Origin of the sequence: Flavobacterium sp. HJSW_4 (assembly GCF_042436695.1) — a bacterium.
Lineage (GTDB): Bacteria > Bacteroidota > Bacteroidia > Flavobacteriales > Flavobacteriaceae > Flavobacterium.
The window spans coordinates 122,005-139,633 of record NZ_JBHNPP010000015.1 but is presented as its reverse complement, the minus strand read 5'-3'; the positions used below and the strand labels follow the sequence as shown (position 1 = coordinate 139,633).

12 protein-coding genes and 2 tRNA genes are annotated in these 17,629 nt (G+C 33.4%); 10 read left to right on the top strand and 4 right to left on the bottom strand.

Annotated features, from left to right (window positions below):
• Position 1 precedes the first annotated feature (1 nt).
• Together ACE01P_RS15345 and ACE01P_RS15340 are read right to left on the bottom strand one after the other, a co-directional pair.
• Positions 2-74 (bottom strand) — tRNA-Gly (locus tag ACE01P_RS15345).
• A gap of 98 nt (positions 75-172) precedes the next feature.
• Positions 173-245, bottom strand: a tRNA-Gly gene (locus tag ACE01P_RS15340).
• A gap of 134 nt (positions 246-379) precedes the next feature.
• On the opposite strand from ACE01P_RS15340, the gene ACE01P_RS15335 reads away from it, so the two are divergent.
• Complete coding sequence (locus tag ACE01P_RS15335) at positions 380-817, top strand: GNAT family N-acetyltransferase (RefSeq protein WP_379699402.1); 438 nt, start codon at positions 380-382, stop codon at positions 815-817.
• A 1-nt stretch (position 818) separates the two neighbouring features.
• On the top strand, positions 819-2,402 hold the full coding sequence (locus ACE01P_RS15330; RefSeq protein WP_379699399.1) for a murein L,D-transpeptidase: 1,584 nt from the start codon (positions 819-821) through the stop codon (positions 2,400-2,402).
• Here ACE01P_RS15330 and ACE01P_RS15325 read toward each other — a convergent pair.
• Positions 2,391-3,116: a murein L,D-transpeptidase catalytic domain family protein gene (locus ACE01P_RS15325; protein ID WP_379699397.1), complete on the bottom strand. Its 726-nt coding sequence runs from the start codon at positions 3,114-3,116 to the stop codon at positions 2,391-2,393. The two genes, ACE01P_RS15330 and ACE01P_RS15325, sit on opposite strands and share 12 nt — an antisense overlap.
• A 300-nt stretch (positions 3,117-3,416) precedes the next feature.
• Between ACE01P_RS15325 and ACE01P_RS15320 the strand changes: the two genes are divergently transcribed.
• Together ACE01P_RS15320 and gpmI are read left to right on the top strand one after the other, a co-directional pair.
• On the top strand, positions 3,417-5,846 hold the full coding sequence (locus tag ACE01P_RS15320) for a DUF5916 domain-containing protein (RefSeq protein ID WP_379699394.1): 2,430 nt from the start codon (positions 3,417-3,419) through the stop codon (positions 5,844-5,846).
• A 139-nt stretch (positions 5,847-5,985) separates the two neighbouring features.
• The gene (gene gpmI / locus ACE01P_RS15315; RefSeq protein WP_379699392.1) at positions 5,986-7,503 is read left to right on the top strand and encodes a 2,3-bisphosphoglycerate-independent phosphoglycerate mutase; all 1,518 of its coding nucleotides are present in this window, start codon (positions 5,986-5,988) and stop codon (positions 7,501-7,503) included.
• A 222-nt stretch (positions 7,504-7,725) separates the two neighbouring features.
• Here gpmI and ACE01P_RS15310 read toward each other — a convergent pair whose 3' ends face one another.
• Positions 7,726-9,045, bottom strand: a complete 1,320-nt coding sequence (locus tag ACE01P_RS15310) for a DUF445 domain-containing protein (RefSeq protein ID WP_379699389.1) — start codon at positions 9,043-9,045, stop codon at positions 7,726-7,728.
• 171 nt (positions 9,046-9,216) lie between these two features.
• Here ACE01P_RS15310 and map point away from each other — a divergent pair, with 171 nt between their 5' ends.
• The 6 genes from map to pruA all read left to right on the top strand — a co-directional run bounded on the left by map (position 9,217) and on the right by pruA (position 17,430).
• Entirely contained in the window at positions 9,217-10,035 is an 819-nt protein-coding gene (gene map, locus ACE01P_RS15305) for a type I methionyl aminopeptidase (RefSeq protein ID WP_286969718.1), read from the top strand.
• Positions 10,036-10,054: 19 nt separating this feature from the next.
• Positions 10,055-10,828: a class I SAM-dependent methyltransferase gene (locus ACE01P_RS15300; protein ID WP_379699386.1), complete on the top strand. Its 774-nt coding sequence runs from the start codon at positions 10,055-10,057 to the stop codon at positions 10,826-10,828.
• Between the two features lie 124 nt (positions 10,829-10,952).
• The gene (locus ACE01P_RS15295; RefSeq protein ID WP_379699383.1) at positions 10,953-13,856 is read left to right on the top strand and encodes a DEAD/DEAH box helicase; all 2,904 of its coding nucleotides are present in this window, start codon (positions 10,953-10,955) and stop codon (positions 13,854-13,856) included.
• A 75-nt stretch (positions 13,857-13,931) separates the two neighbouring features.
• Complete coding sequence (locus ACE01P_RS15290; protein ID WP_379699381.1) at positions 13,932-15,185, top strand: DUF5103 domain-containing protein; 1,254 nt, start codon at positions 13,932-13,934, stop codon at positions 15,183-15,185.
• A gap of 79 nt (positions 15,186-15,264) precedes the next feature.
• A complete protein-coding gene (gene apaG / locus ACE01P_RS15285) occupies positions 15,265-15,651 on the top strand; it encodes a Co2+/Mg2+ efflux protein ApaG (protein ID WP_008467225.1) in 387 nt (128 codons plus the stop codon).
• A gap of 153 nt (positions 15,652-15,804) precedes the next feature.
• The gene (gene pruA, locus ACE01P_RS15280; RefSeq protein ID WP_379699378.1) at positions 15,805-17,430 is read left to right on the top strand and encodes an L-glutamate gamma-semialdehyde dehydrogenase; all 1,626 of its coding nucleotides are present in this window, start codon (positions 15,805-15,807) and stop codon (positions 17,428-17,430) included.
• The last annotated feature ends 199 nt before the right edge of the window (positions 17,431-17,629 follow it).

Sequence of the window (17,629 nt, the reverse complement as noted above, 5' to 3'; positions counted from 1 at the left end):
GAGCGAAAGACGAGGCTCGAACTCGCGACAACCAGCTTGGAAGGCTGGAGCTCTACCAACTGAGCTACTTTCGCATTAACCGAGTGCAAATTTAAAAATTTTAATTTTAAAAACAAATAAAAATCAAAAATTTTATTTTCACAAAAACAAAACTAAAAAGTTTGTTTTCTAGAGCGAAAGACGAGGCTCGAACTCGCGACAACCAGCTTGGAAGGCTGGAGCTCTACCAACTGAGCTACTTTCGCATTGGTTCGGCAAAGATAGAAAGAAAGTTCAGTTAAAAACAAGCTTTTCGGCAAAAAAAATCAATAAAAAACAACAATTTTTTATAACTGATTTAAAATTAAAAAGTTATAAATACAATATTTTTAAAAAAATTATGATCACAATTAGAGAAATTACCTCAAAAGAGACTTATGCTGTTCGCCAACCTGTTTTAAGAAAAGGAAAACCGATCGAAAGTTGCGTGTTTGAAGGCGATGATTTAGAGTCTACTCATCACTTTGGTTTATTTGATGAAGAAGAATTAATAGGAATTATTTCGTTATTTGATAAAATCAATACTATATTTGCCGAAAAAAATCAAGCCCAAATTCGAGGGATGGCTGTTTTAGACACTCATCAAAAAAAGGGATTTGGAGAAGCTTTGGTTAGACATTGTGAAACCTACTGCAATGACAATCAAGTTGATTTGATTTGGTTTAATGCCAGAACAGCCGCTGTAGGCTTTTATAAAAAAATGAATTACCAGCCCCAAGGTGAAGCATTTGATATTAAAGATGTTGGCGAACATTATTTGATGTTTAAAAATTTATAATATGAAAAAAATCTACTTTTTAGTAGTACTATGCATTCTTGTGGGGTGTAAAAAAGAAAGCCCGAAACTTACACCTATTGTCAAAAAAAAGGTGCCAGCAATCATACTTTCAGACGAGAGAAAAGTTGAAATAGATACTGCGGCAATAGGCGTTTTTAAAAGCGAGACCTTAAAACAGTTTTACATCGCATCTGAAAATCAAACGGTTTGGGGAAATCTTGAAAAAAGAACTTTTGTTTTATCTCATTTAGAAAAATCAGATAAATTAGGCTTAGAGCCAGAAGATTACAAAATATCTCAGCTAAAAAAATTCGAAAGTAAAGTCGCTTCACTTAACGATAAAGACTTGGCTGCTTATGATATTTTGTTGACTTATAATTTTGAGAAATATCTAAATCATATCTATAAAGGAAAGCTAGATCCTAAAAAACTCTATGGCAATTGGGATTTGGATGAAAAAACATTTGACGTAAATTCTGTTTTAATTAAAGGTTTCAATAAAAACAAATTAGACAGCATTGTCGAAAACATTCAGCCTAAAACACAAATATATAGAGGGTTGTTAAAAGCGCTTGAAATCATAAATACTTTTCCAGATGATAGTATAGGCACTATTGAATCTGCGGATAAAATTGTTTTAAACGATACAAATCCCGCTTTAATTAACATTAAAAAGAGGCTTTTGTATTGGGATGACATGACTGGAACAGAAAATCTTTCAAAAATTTACGATAAAAAAACTTTTGAATCGGTTAAAAAATTCCAAGAGAGACACGGTTTAGCTTCTGATGGAGTTATTGGAGTTGGAACGATTCGCGCTTTAAACCATTCTAAAGAAAGTAGAAAAAAACAGATCATTGCCAATTTGGAGCGTTGGAGATGGTATCCGTCAGAATTGGCGGAAAACTATTTCATTATTAACATTCCAGATTACAGCTTAAATGTTGTCGAAAATCAAGATACTACTTTAGTTCGAAATGTTGTCGTTGGGACTAGTAAAAGAAGAACACCTATTATTACTTCTTTCTTAAAAACAGTTGTTTTTAATCCGACTTGGACTGTTCCGCCAACAATTCTAAAAGAAGATGTGGTTCCGGCAATGAAGAGAAATCGAAATTATTTAGCTAAGAAAAACATCACTATTTATGATACTACAGGAAAAGTAGTTTCTCCAGCAGATTGGAATGAAAAGAAGCCAAACAATTATCGATATGTACAAAGTCCTGGATATGATAATTCATTGGGTTTAATGAAAATTTTGTTTCCAAACCATCACAGTGTTTATTTGCACGATACGAATCACCGCGGTATTTTTGGACGTAACAATCGTTCTATGAGTTCTGGATGTGTTCGTGTTGAAAACCCGTTAGAACTTGCTCAACATATTTTAGATGTTGACGGTAACTGGCCACAAGACAGAATCGACACTATTATTGCAAGCAAAACCACCATGAGTTTTAAGATTACTAAAAAGTATGCTTTATATCAATGGTATTGGACGGCATGGAGCAAAAAAAATCAGCTCATTTTCAGAGCTGATATTTATGATTTGGATTCGGATTTATATGCGCAATTAAGAAATTAGCCTTTCTTCCATCGTGAAACTTCTTGACGGATGATAGATATATAAACACGATTTGTCTTTTATTAATTGAATAATTTCATTTGTCAATTCAACAGGAACTGCAGGACAGCCTTGGCTTCTGCCTAGTCTTTTATGATCTCTGATGAAAGATTCAGACACGTAGTCTGCGCCATGCATTACAACGCCTCTTTCACGAGCATTGTCGTTTACGCCATTTTCTAAACCATCTAAACGTAAAGAAGCGCCATGTTTTCCTTGATAAATTTCACCAGTTGCATAAAATCCTAAACTGCTTTTAAATGATGAATTAAGATTTGAGAATGCTGAAGCAAATTCTTCTCCAGTATTTCTTCCGTGAGCGACAAGAGAATTAAACAAAATTGTATTACTAGTTAAATCAATCACCCACAAACGTTTAGTGTTTGATGACAAACTAAAATCAATTAGTGTTAGAATATTTTTCTTAATCACTCCTCTGTCTTTCAACAAATAAAATCCTTTTAAAGCTTCCGTGAAAGTTTTAAGTTCAGGCATTTTAAAATTGTTTGAATTTAACGAGTTATAAACGCTCTCGATTTTAGAATCTACTGTAACCTTTTCGACTTTAGCAATCGACTTTACAGTGGCATTTTTTTTAAGATCGGCAGTGCTTTTTGAATCTTTTCCAAAAGACAATAGCAAAAACACAAATAACGGATAAATTTTGTAAATCATTGAATTTCTTTAGGTTAAACAAAAAATTTGGGTATCGCAAAAGTATAAAAAAATCACTCCTTGCAAAATACGAGCCTGATTTTCAGGCCTTTTTTGCTTAAACTTTAACATTATTAACATAAAAACGCTATTTCTGTAAGATTTTATCTAGTAGTTAAAATCATAACATTTTAGCCGTTTTTCTTAAAAAAATAGAATAAAATGAAAATCTTGAAACAAAAACTGTAACAAATAGAACAAAATTGAGTCTATTGCTTCTATAAAAAATACATTTGCAATTCATTTCGCATCAAAAAACCAATGAAAAAAATCATTTTCTTTTGTTTAATATTATGCTCTATGTGGAGTTATGGCCAGAAAAAATCAATTCAGGCACAAGTAACTTCGCATGTAATTTCTATTGATGGAAAACTAGACGAACCTGCTTGGGAAAATGTACCGATTGCCACAGACTTTATCATGCTAGAACCAGACAATGGCAAAGCTATTCCGTATGAAAAACGTACCGAGGTTAAAGTCATATATAATAATGATGCGATTTATATTGGCGCAATGCTACATGATAATGAACCTTCTAAAATTTTAAAAGAAATCTCTCAACGTGATAATTTTGGAACGGCAGACCTCTTTGGCGTTTTCATTAATGGTTTTAATGACGGACAGCAGGATTTTATGTTTTATGTTTCTGCAGCCGATGTTCAGGGCGATTGTATTATGACCGATGCAAATGGCGAAGATTATTCTTGGGATGCTGTATGGATTAGCAAAGCCGCTTTGACAGAAAACGGATGGATTGTTGAAATGAAAATTCCGTACTCTGCGTTGCGTTTTTCTGGAGAAAACAAACAAATCTGGGGGATTAATTTCTTTAGAGAAATCAAACGTGATCGTTATAAATATACTTGGAATTTCGTCGATAGAAAAATTGGAACTTTTACACAACAAGCTGGGACTTTAGAGGGAATTGAAAACATCAAACCTCCTACTCGATTGTTTTTTATGCCTTATGCTTCTTATTATTTGAACGCTTCTGACGGACAAAAAACATACGGAACAATTAAAGGTGGAATGGATATTAAATATGGTATAACAGATGCTTTTACAGTTGATGCTATTTTAATTCCTGACTTTGGACAGACAAAATACGACGATCAGATTTTAAATCTTGGTCCATTTGAACAGCAATTTAACGAAAACAGAGCTTTTTTTACAGAAGGAACCGACTTATTCAGTAAGGGCGGTATTTTCTATTCGCGAAGAATTGGCGGCACTCCATCGATCGATCCTTCGTTAAATGAAAACGAAGAAATTACAGAATTGCCTGCCGCTGTAAATTTGGTTAACGCCTTAAAATTATCAGGAAGAACAAAAGACGGACTCGGAATTGGGGTTTTGAATGCCGTTACAGAAAAAACTTTTGCTACCATAAAAAATACCGAAAATGGCGAAACGAGAAAAGTAATTGTAGAACCGCTTACCAATTATAATGTGTTGGTTTTGGATCAGCGTTTTAGAAAAAATTCGTCAGTTACCTTTATTAATACCAATGTAACTCGAAATGGTCACACGAGAGATGCAAACGTAACGGGCCTGGCTTGGGATTTAAATACAAAAGCAAACACTTATAGTTTATTTGGAAATGTAAAATACAGTCATATTAATGATTTTGAAGATAAAAACGGTTTTTATTCTACACTAAGTTTAGCCGAAACAAGCGGAAATTACAGATACAGTATTGGTTCTGATTTTGTTACAAAAGATTATGATCCGAATGATTTGGGGATTAACTTCTACACCAATTATTATAATTTTTACGGAAATGCCAATTATAGAATTTTAAATCCTACGAAGCGTTTCAATACTTTTAGGATTAACTATAATATGTATACAGAATTCAATAAAGAATCTGGAAAACTGCAGGACAACAGCATCAATGCAAATTTAAATTTGACTACAGTTAAAAATAATTATTATGGAGGTGGAATCACTTTTTATCCTTTAGAAATTAACGATTATTACGAGCCGCGTGCTGAAAACAAATACGTTACAATTCCGAGAAAAATAGAAACTTGGGGAAGCATTTCTACCAATTACAACCATAAATTTGCGATTGATTTAAATGGTACTTTGAATGTATTTGACGAATCTGATCGTTTGACATACGGCTTCGATATTGGTCCGAGATATCGTTTCAGCGACAAACTTTTACTGACTTATTTCTTTAGTTATATTAGAAAAAATAACAATAAAGGTTACATCGATCAGATTGATGGCGACGATAATGAAAGTACTCCAAATGATATCATTTTTGCCAACAGAAATGTAATTACCTATTCTAATACTTTAGGAGGTAAATATGCAATAAATAGCGCAATGACTATTAATCTTACTGTTCGTCAATATTGGTCTTACGCAGATAATAAAGATATTTTAGCTTTAGAATCAAACGGAAATCTTAGTCCGTACCCGCAATATACCGTCAACAAAAATTCGAGTTTTTATTCTTGGAATGCCGATTTATCTTATTCTTGGTGGTTTGCCCCTGGAAGCCAGCTTTCTGCTTTGTACCGAAATAATGCCGCTAATTTTGAACGAGTTATTGATAAAGATTACAGACACAATGTGGCGGGATTATTAAATAATGACGCGCTAAAACATATCTTTTCTATAAGTGTGAAATATTTTATTGACTATAATGCTGTCAAAAATAAAGTCAGAAAAAGAGCTTAGCGTGAATTAATTTTAAAAAATAAAGGGTTCTTTAATTAAATCAATATTTTTTGTCAAGCTTCATTTTATTAAATATAAATGTAACAATCGTTTCTTGCCTATTTTAGAAATGACTTATCTTTGTAGAAAACAAAAAGTAATGAACAAAAAAGTTATCCTTATGATTTTAGACGGTTGGGGAAAATCTCCTGACCCTAAAGTATCTGCAATAGACAATGCAAATGTTCCTTTTATAAACAGTCTATACAAAAATTACCCAAGCGCGCAACTTAGAACTGACGGATTAAATGTTGGTTTGCCAGAAGGACAAATGGGAAATAGCGAAGTTGGACACATGAATCTTGGTGCAGGAAGAATTGTATATCAAGATTTAGCCAAAATAAATTTAGCTGTAGAGCACAAAACTTTAGCAAAAGAGCAAGTTTTAATTGATGCTTTTACTTATGCTAAAGACAACAATAAAAAAGTACACTTTTTAGGATTAGTTTCAGATGGTGGTGTTCACTCACATACTTCACACCTTCGCGGATTAATCGATGCTTCTCAAGAATACGGTTTAGATCAGGTTTATGTTCATGCTTTTACAGACGGACGTGACGTTGACCCTAAATCTGGAGGGAAATACATTCACGATTTAGAAGATTATATTAAAGATACTCCAGTAAAAATTGCTTCTATCATCGGACGTTACTACGCAATGGACCGTGATAAACGTTGGGAGCGTGTAAAATTAGCTTACGATCTAGTTGTAAACGGCGTTGGAACTCCATCAACAAATGCTGTTGCAAGTGTTTTAGACAGCTACGCAAAAGATGTAACAGATGAGTTTATCGAGCCTGTTGTTATTGTTGACGAAAATGCAAAACCTCTTGCTACAATTGTTGAAGGTGATGTTGTAATCTTCTTCAACTTTAGAACAGACAGAGGTCGTGAACTTACTGAAGCTCTTTCTCAGCAAGATTTCCACGAGCAAAATATGCACAAACTAAACCTATATTATGTAACATTGACAAACTACGACGAAACGTATCAAAACGTAAAAGTGGTTTACAATAAAGATAATATCACAGAAACTCTTGGTGAAGTTTTAGAAAAAGCTGGTAAAAAACAAATCAGAATTGCTGAAACCGAGAAATATCCTCACGTAACTTTCTTCTTCTCAGGAGGTAGAGAAGTTCCTTTTGAAGGTGAATCTAGAATCTTAAGAAACTCTCCAAAAGTAGCAACTTACGATTTAAAACCAGAAATGAGCGCTTACGAACTTACTGATGCTCTTGTTCCAGAATTGAACAAAGGTGAAGTTGATTTTGTTTGTTTAAACTTCGCAAACGGAGATATGGTTGGTCACACTGGAATTATGGAAGCTGCAATTAAAGCTTGTGAAGCTGTTGACGCTTGCGCGAAACAAGTTATCGAAGCGGCTCTTGCCAACGATTATACTACAATTGTAATTGCCGATCACGGAAACTGCGAAACGATGATTAATCCTGATGGATCTCCAAATACGGCTCACACAACAAACCCAGTGCCTATTATTTTAGTTGACAAACAACTGAAAAGTATTCAAGATGGTGTTTTAGGTGATATCGCTCCAACAATTTTAGAATTAATGGGCGTTCAACAACCAAATGCAATGACTTGTCATTCGCTTTTATAAAAGTTTTTCAACCATATAAGTGATATAAGTTCATTTAAAACAGAACTCACAAAAAGAGGCGAATTCTAAAGAATTCGCCTCTTTTATTTTTTCTCACGTCTGTTTTGTCATTGCGAGGAACGAAGCAACCGTACTAAGTAAATCGACAATGATTTTTGATTTCGTTTATGGAATTTCTAGTGTGATTGCTTCGTTCCTCGCAATGACACAAGAATGTGGATATTACATTACAATCAAATGATACAACTGCTCTACCCCATAAATTACAAGTCCAATAAATCCACCGACCAATGTTCCGTTGATTCTAATATATTGAAGATCTTTACCGATTTCTAATTCTAATTTTTCCGAAACTTCTTTTCCATCCCAGCTTTTTACAGTTGAAGAAATCAAATCTCCAATTACTTTTTTGTTATTTAAAAGAATCGACAATAAATCATTTTTAATGAAATTATTAATCTTATCAATCATAACTTGATCTTCTTTAATTCCGTTTCCGAAAGTCTGAATTAATCCAGCGATACTGTTTTTTATAGAAGAATCGTCGCCTTTATCCAAATCGTTTGTGATGGATAATTTTACTTCATCCCAAATTCCGTTAATGTAATCCTGAACTTCTTTTTTTCCAACGAAACCTAAAATCATATCGTTGATTTTAATTCGCATTTCTTCTGAGTTTTTTACTTTTTCTAAGAAATTAAAAATGTATTCGTCAATTTTTAAGCGAACTGCACTTTCTGGCTTTTTCGCTTCATTTAAAAAATCCTGCAATCCATTAAAAACACCTTCTGTAATGCTTTTATCAGCCAATCCGAAACTTAGAAGCGGAGTCGAAGCTTTTACTTTTTGTCGAATTAAATCTTTATTATTAGTCAATTCACTGCTCATAACTTCTAGAAGATTCGTCAGCATCTGATTTTTTAATTCTCCTTTTTGCAAAGGTTCTAAAGCGACGGCAACCCAATTTCCGAAGTTAATTCCTTCCATTTTTTCCTTGAACTGAACCTGAATAAACCTTTTGACATCTTCGTCTTTGATGGTTCTTAAAATTCCAGGAATAATATTTACAGCAACAACATCTGCTATTTTATTGGCATTTTCTTCTTGCGAAATCCAATCTGAAGCTTTCACTGCAAAATTAAATTCGTCTAGTTTAATCTCCATTTTTTCACGATCCAGAAATTCTTCAGAAACAAAATTTCCAAGGTTCTCTCCAATTTCATTTTTCTTGGTCGGAATAATTGCGGTATGCCAAATCGGAATTCCCATCGGATGACGAAACAATGCTACAACAGCAAACCAATCTGCAATTCCTCCCACCATCGCAGCTTCACTAAAAGCTTGCAACATTGGAATTTTAAAGTAAATCGCAATTAAAAACAACAACACTGCAATACCCAAAAGTCCCAAAGCATTTCTCTTCATTTTCTTAAGAGCCTTAACTTTATCTATATCTCGATCTGTAATAGTTTCCATAATTATAAACGTTTGTTCTACTAATTTACGGCTTTTTTTCTGAAAACCTTGGGTGTTATTCGCCACGAATTCACGAATTATTTTAAAAACTATGTCTTTAAATTCATAAATAACAAATTTGCGAAATTCGATTTTCAACGTTTTTGATTAGAGATAATTCGTGAATTCGTGGCAAAAAAATTTTACATAAAAAATGAGATAAAAATTGTACTTTTGCGAACTGAAAATGGGAAAAATATGATTATCCAAAAAACTAGAGAAGAAATCGAATTAATGCGCGAAAGTGCTTTAATCGTATCAAAAACATTAGGAATGATTGCTTCTGAAATTAAAGAAGGAGTAACTACATTATATCTTGACAAATTAGCCGAAGAATTTATTCGTGATCACGGTGCGGTTCCAAGTTTTCTTGGATTGTACGATTTCCCGAATTCGCTTTGCATGAGCCCAAATGCTCAGGTTGTTCACGGTATTCCTAATAATGTTCCTCTAAAAAATGGTGATGTTATTTCGGTTGATTGCGGTGCTTTCAAAAATGGTTACCACGGAGATCACGCATATAGTTTCGAAATTGGAGAAGTTGCACCAGAAGTTAAAAAACTTTTACGTGTTACTAAAGAATCTCTTTACGTTGGAATTAGAGAATTTAAAGCAGGAAATCGTGTTGAAGATGTTGGAAATGCGATTCAAAAATATACTGAAGCTCACGGTTACGGTGTAGTTCGTGAATTGGTTGGACATGGTGTTGGACAAAAAATGCACGAAGAACCAGAAATGCCAAACTACGGAAAACGCGGACGTGGAAAACTTTTTGTTGAAGGAATGGTTGTTGCAATTGAACCAATGATCAACATGGGAACTAGAAATATCAAACAACTGAAAGACGGCTGGACAATCTTGACTGCTGACGGAAAACCTAGTGCGCATTTTGAGCATGACGTAGCTTTAGTTGACGGAAAACCTGAGTTATTATCTACTTTCCAATACATCTACAAAGCTTTAGGAATCGAAAGCAACGAAGAAGACGAATTCAGACAAGTTCCATTAGTACTATAATACAACCCGAATCAAACCAGTGAAAAAACTTTTTAAATTAGTTTTAAATACAATCCCACGCCCATTATTAATTCGTTTAAGTTATGTGGCGCGTCCAATTTTAGCTTTCTCATTAAGAGGAGATAAATTTACAGATCCTATTGACGGAAGAAGCTTTAAATCGTTTTTGCCTTACGGATACGGAAAACAGCGTAACAATGTGCTTTCGCCAAGTACGCTTTCTTTAGAAAGACACCGTTTACTTTGGTTGTATTTAAACGATCAAACTGATTTTTTTACAGCGCCTAAAAAAGTGTTGCATTTTGCTCCCGAACAAGCTTTTTACAAAAGATTCCGTAAGCAGAAAAACCTTGATTACACAACGACAGATTTACTTTCGCCTTTGGCAGATGTAAAAGCAGACATTTGTAATTTGCCTTTTAAAGACAATGAATATGACGTTATTTTATGTAATCACGTTTTAGAACATATTCCAGATGATACGAAAGCGATGCAGGAATTATATCGAGTATTAAAACCAGGCGGAATGGCGATTTTGCAGATTCCTCAGGATTTATCTCGCGAAGTTACGTTTGCAGATGATTCAATTACAGATCAAAAAGAACGTGCTAAAATCTTCGGACAATACGATCACGTACGTGTTTACGGACGCGACTATTTCGATAAATTAAGAAGCATTGGTTTTATTGTTATCGAAGAAGATTACACTAATAAAATTGCACCAGAATTGGTTGAAAAATACTGTTTGGCAAAAGGCGAAATTATTCCGCTTTGCTTTAAACAGGAAAACTAGTTTTTTTTTTCACCATATAAGTGATATAAGTTCATTTAAAAAGCGTTTTCAAAATAGAAATAATTTGGGAACGCTTTTTTTTAGCCCAAATCTCAGAATACAAGCCTAACCAAATCCCAATATTTTGCAACCTACAAAACCATTTCAGTTCTGTTTTGACATCAGTTTTGAAAAAAATCTGAACGCTTATATCCCAACAGCGTATATTGTCGAAAACACCAGCGAAATCAAATATCTTGATAAAAAAGCTACCAAAACTATAATTGAAAGTTTCGGAATTGATTATGAAACTTTAGATCATAATTCAAAAAAGATACTTACCATTTGCGAATCTTTAAAACCTGAATTTGTATTTAAAAAGTTCAGCGCAAAAGTAAAATCAGCTAAAACAATTGCCGATTTACAGAAAGATTCTAAAATTGATTTTGCGATTCGTCAGCATTTAAAAATCAATTTGAGTCCGTTTTACAGCTTAATTGTTCAGGAACAATATCCATTATCAATTGATTTAGGACCAGAAAAGGATTTTTATCGTTCGAGAGTCAGCATTGATCCGTTGGATTTTGAACCTCAGATTCACTTCGACAAACATTCAGAAGGAATCACTTATACCCTTTCTTTAAAAGAAAATGAAACTACATTTTTGCCGATGGAAAATAAAGTAGACATTCTTTCTGATGAACCGGGCTGGCTGATTGTCAATAAAAAACTAGGACAATTAAAAGAACTTAATGGCAAGAAACTAACTCCATTTTTAAAGAAAAAATCAATCGAAATTCCATCAAAACTGGTTGATGATTATTTTAAAAATTTCATCCCAGAAATTGCAAAAAAAATTGACATTGAAGCCAACGGATTTGAAATCGAACTTCGTGACCAAATTGCTTCTTGTACGATTCAGCCTATTTTTGACTTCTTTAAAAACTGTTATTATCTCAATCTTTATTTTGATTATAACGGATATGTTTTTGACGGAAGCAAAACTAAAAAAACACATTCTTTTGTAGATTTCAGCGTGGCAAACGAACCGCGAATAATTCAGTTTAAACGAATTGCTGATGAAAATTTGTATGTCGAAAAACTATCTGAAATTGGTTTAGAAAAAATCAAAAATGAATTGTTTGGATTAAATTCTGATGTTGAAAATTCAGATCCTTACATCAACATTCAATTGATTATTGACCATAAAGAAAAACTGAAAGATTTAGGTTTTAACATTGAAAACCTGAAACTGGAAAGTAAAGAAATCATTACTGAAAATCATACTATTTCGGCTTCTAAAGAAACAACTGGAGATTGGTTTGATATTAAAATCATCATCACTGTTGGAAATTATAAGATTAATTTCAGCGAAATAATTCCGAACATAAAAAGCAAAGAAAGGCTTTTCCCTTTGCCTGATGGAAACTACTTTTTGATTCCGTTAGAATGGTTTAGTAAATATGGTTCTTTGGCCAAATTGGCGAAAACAGAAAATGGCGCTTTACTTTTGAGAAAAAGCAATTTCACGGCTTTAGATGGAATTTCAGAAATAGATAATGATTTAGATCAAATTCATCAAGCAGAATTTACAGGTTCAGATTTAATAAAAGCAACTTTAAGGCCGTATCAAATTGATGGAGTAAAATGGCTATTAGGACACTTCAATTCTAATATGGGAGCTTGTTTAGCCGACGATATGGGACTTGGAAAAACGTTGCAAACTTTGTCTGTTTTGGTTTCTGTCCAAGAGCAATTAGGCTTTACAACGAAAACTACCAATTTTGATTTGTTTGCCAACGAAACTACGATTGAAAGAGAGCCATTAAAAGCTTTAATCGTTTTACCGTCTTCATTGGTTTTTAACTGGTTTAATGAAGCTGGAAAGTTTACGCCACACTTTTCGAAAATGCAGTATGTTGGGAATGACAGAAAATCTTTAGCAAGCAGAATCAATTCGACCGATTTGATTTTTACAAGTTACAGCATCATTCACAGAGATATTTCTATTTTAGAAAAATACGATTTCCGTTATTTGATTTTGGACGAAAGTCAATACATCAAAAACAAAAATTCTAAGATTTTTAAAGCGATAAATAAAATCAGCACGGGGCATAAAATTGCTTTGAGTGGAACACCAATCGAAAATTCGCTTGACGATTTATGGTCACAAATGCAGTTCATTAATCCGGAGATTTTAGGAAGTTATGCTTTCTTTATGGAAAATTTTAAAAATCCGATCGAGAAAAAGCAAAATGAAGAAGTTTTAGCAGAATTAAAAAATCTTATTCAGCCTTATATTTTAAGACGAACTAAAGAACAGGTTTTAAAAGATTTACCAGAATTGACCGAGCAGATTTATTACTGCGACATGGATCCTGAACAGGAAAAATTATACGAAAAAGAAAAATCTAAAGCTCGTAATTTCCTTCTTAAAACGGATGGTTCTCCTGATAAAATTAGCATTATCAACACTTTAATGAAATTACGTCAGTTGAGTAATCACCCGAAAATGGTCGATGCAGATTCTGAAATTGATTCTGGAAAATTTATTGCTGTTACGAATTATTTAGAAAACTTAGTAAAGGCAAAACAAAAAGTGATTATTTTCAGTTCGTTTGTCACCAATTTGAATTTCTATACTGATTGGTGTAAAGAAAACAAAATAGAGTTTTGTGAAATTACTGGAGAAACACCTTCAGACAAAAGAGAGCAGCAAGTAAAAGTATTTCAGGAAAAAGAAAATCCGCTGTTATTTTTTATTTCGTTAAAAGCCGGCGGAGTTGGTTTGAATATTACAAAAGCTTCTTACGTTTTATTCTTAGATCCTTGGTGGAATCCTTTCGCAGAAAAACAAGGCGTTGCACGTGCGCACAGAATCGGGCAAATGAATAAAGTAAACGTGATTCGATTTATTTCGAAAAACACGGTTGAAGAGAAAATCATCAAACTGCAAGAAAATAAAAAATTATTGTCTGATTCTCTTTTAGAGGAAAGTTACATCAATGATGAAATTGAAGGCAACTTAGAATATATTTTGGGCTCTTAATTGTTAAACCCTATAGATTGGCATCTTTTTCGTTGTATAAAATTGTTATATTTACAAATCTTACAACGAAATACGATGCCAAAATTTTTATATACAAGCTTTATTTTCCTTTTTATTTTCACTTTAGCGAAAGCTCAAGAAAAAGAAATTGATCCTCCATATAATATTAAAACGGTTTCTTTTATTCAAAATGGCAGTAATGTTCCGCCTATTTTTGAATTAGGTTCTGGATTTACATTTCAATTTGATGATTTATTTGGCAATGAAGCCAATTATTATTTTGAAATTATTCATTGCGATTACAATTGGATTCCAACAGCTATTCCAAAAACAGACTATGTTGTCGGGATGGATAATCAGAGAATTACAGATTTTTCCAATTCTTTTAATACGCTTCAGGTTTATACGCATTACCGACTTACTTTTCCAAATCAGTTTACACAGCTAATTCGCCTTTCGGGAAATTATATGCTGCGAATTCTTAATGAAGACAGGGAACCCGTTTTTTCTAGAAAATTTATTTTGTATGAAAGCCACTGTACTGTTGGCGCTCAAGTAAAAAGAAGCCGTAATCTGAGCAACATTGACTATAAACAAAATCTTGAATTTACAATTTTATCTAATGATATAGCTTTTCAAACACCGCTACAGAACGTAAAAGTGCTTTTATTGCAAAATGGAAACTTTCATACTGAGATAAAAAACATCGTTCCTCAATATACTATCGGCAATCAATTGATTTATAAATATGATAAAGAAACTCAGTTTTGGGGCGGAAACGAATATTTATATTTTGAAAATAAAGACATTCGTGCAGCTAGTAACAATGTTGCTAAAATAGGTTCTAACAATGATATTTATAATGCCTTTTTATACACCAATGCAGCAAGAGGAAATCAGATTTATACCAATTATGAAGATGTAAACGGAAACTTTGTCGTAAAGAATATCAATGGTTCTAACAACGATATTGAAGCTGATTATGCTTGGGTTTATTTTACGCTTTCTGCACCTGCTTTCAGATTAAATAAAGACATTTATATTACTGGAATGTTCAATAATTATAGCCTTTCGCCAGAATATAAAATGGATTATAATAACGACAAAGGTGTTTTTGAAAAAGCGATTATGATCAAGCAAGGTTTTACCAATTTTCAGTATACTGTTGCAGACAAAAAAGGCGTTGTTGATTTTGAAAATGCCATTGACGGAAACTTTTATCAGACTGAAAACGAGTACACCATCTTGGTATACTACAAGGAGGCAACCGATCGTTATCAGCGTGTAATTGGAAAGGGAAATGCAAACTCTATCAATATAGTCAATTAAAACAATGTTAAGGTTTTAGTTTAAACGATTTTTTTTCGTAACTTTGCCACTATAACACTCACATATATACGGCGTTAGTATGGTTTCTCAAATTACACGAGGCATAAAAATATCTGTTTTGACTAGTTTTGAAGGTACATACTTCAAAAACTACAAGATTCATTTTGCTTTTAGTTACGTAGTTACCATCGAAAATCACAGTAAAGACTCTGTACAATTAACTTCTCGTCATTGGGAAATTTTTGATTCTTTAAATGATTTAGAAGTGGTAGATGGCGAAGGTGTTATCGGGAAAAAACCAGTTCTAAAACCTGGCGAAAACCACACTTACAGCTCTGGCTGTTTATTATCGTCTCCTTATGGTGCTATGAAAGGTCATTTTAATATGATCAATTTTACTACAACAAAAACATTCAAAGTAATTGTTCCTACTTTTAGAATGTGTGCTCCTTTTGCATTAAATTAAGATATAGTTTACATCTATAGCTTTTATCGTTATCTTAATCATAAATTTGTCAATTTATTAATTTATCCTTTGTACTTTTGTGCAACGTTAGATTTTTCGTAACAAAACAAATCGTCTAACTTTAAATTGTCTAATTCACAAATTTTAAATAACATGCTTAAAGGATTTTTTCATGTACCAAAAGCGGTAAACGAGCCTGTAAAAAGCTACGCACCAAACTCACCAGAAAAAGCTGCTGTTCAGGCTGCTTATACCACAATGTGGAATTCTCAAATTGACGTTCCTTTATATATTGGAAACGAAGAAATCAGAACTGGAAATACAAGAAACATTACAGCTCCACACGATCACAAACACGTTGTTGGAAAATATCATTTAGCTGAAAAACAACATATCGAAAAAGCAATTGCTAATGCACTTGAAGCAAGAAACGCATGGGCAAACATGGCATGGGAACAACGTGCTGCTATTTTCTTAAAAGCTGCTGAACTTATCGCAGGACCATACAGAGCTCGTATCAACGCTGCTACAATGATTGGTCAATCTAAAAATATTCACCAAGCAGAAATCGATTCTTCTTGCGAGTTAATCGACTTCTTACGTTACAATGTTGAGTTCATGACTCAAATCTACAACGATCAGCCAAAATCAGATTCTACTGTTTGGAACCGTGTAGAATACAGACCATTAGAAGGTTTCGTTTACGCAATTACTCCTTTCAACTTTACTGCTATCGCTGCAAACCTTCCTGCAAGTGCTGCTATGATGGGTAACGTTGTAGTTTGGAAACCAAGTGATAGCCAAGTATTTTCTGCAAAAGTTATTATCGATGTTTTCAAAGAAGCTGGAGTTCCAGACGGCGTTATCAACGTAGTTTTCGGAGATGCTTTAATGATTACTGATACTGTTTTAGCTAGCCGTGATTTTGCTGGTGTTCACTTTACAGGATCAACTCACGTATTTAAAGATATTTGGGCTAAAATTGGTGCAAACATCAATAATTACAAAACGTATCCAAGAATCGTTGGTGAAACTGGAGGTAAAGATTTTATCATTGCTCACCCAAGCGCAAACGTAAAACAAGTTGCTACAGGAATTACTCGTGGAGCATTTGAATATCAAGGACAAAAATGTTCTGCTGCTTCTAGAGCTTACGTTCCACAAAGTTTATGGCCAGCTGTAAAAGAGCAATTAATCGCTGATGCAAAATCTATGAAAATGGGTTCTCCAGAAGATTTTGGAAACTTCATTACAGCAGTTATTCACGAAGGTTCTTTTGATAAATTAGCTAGTTATATCGACCAAGCTAAAAAAGATGCTGACGCTGAAATCATCGTTGGAGGAAATTACGATAAATCTGTAGGATACTTTATTGAGCCAACAGTTATTGTAACTACAAACCCTAAATATACTACAATGGAAACTGAGTTATTCGGACCAGTTATCACTATTTATGTTTACGAAGATGCTAAATGGGAAGAAACTCTTGAACTAGTTGATACTACTTCTGAGTACGCTCTAACAGGAGCTGTATTTAGCCAAGATCGTTACGCTATTGAAGTAGCTACAACTAAATTGCAAAATTCTGCTGGTAACTTCTACATCAACGACAAACCAACTGGAGCTGTTGTAGGAATGCAACCATTTGGTGGAGCAAGAGCTTCTGGAACTAACGACAAAGCAGGTTCTGCATTAAACTTATTGCGTTGGGCTTCTCCAAGAACTATCAAAGAAACTTTTGTAACTCCAGAAGATTACAGATACCCATTCTTAGGTTAATTTGATTCAAATTTGAGATTTCAAGTTGGAAATCTGACTATATAAAAAAAGCCGATTCTTAAAAAAGAATCGGCTTTTTATTTTATAAGCAATACTTTATTTCCGTAGCTATTTTCTTTCTTATTTAAAAATCAGTCTTTTAATTATTAAAAATGTCTTATTTTGATAGTTTAAAGACTTCTTGCTCCATTCAAAAAAG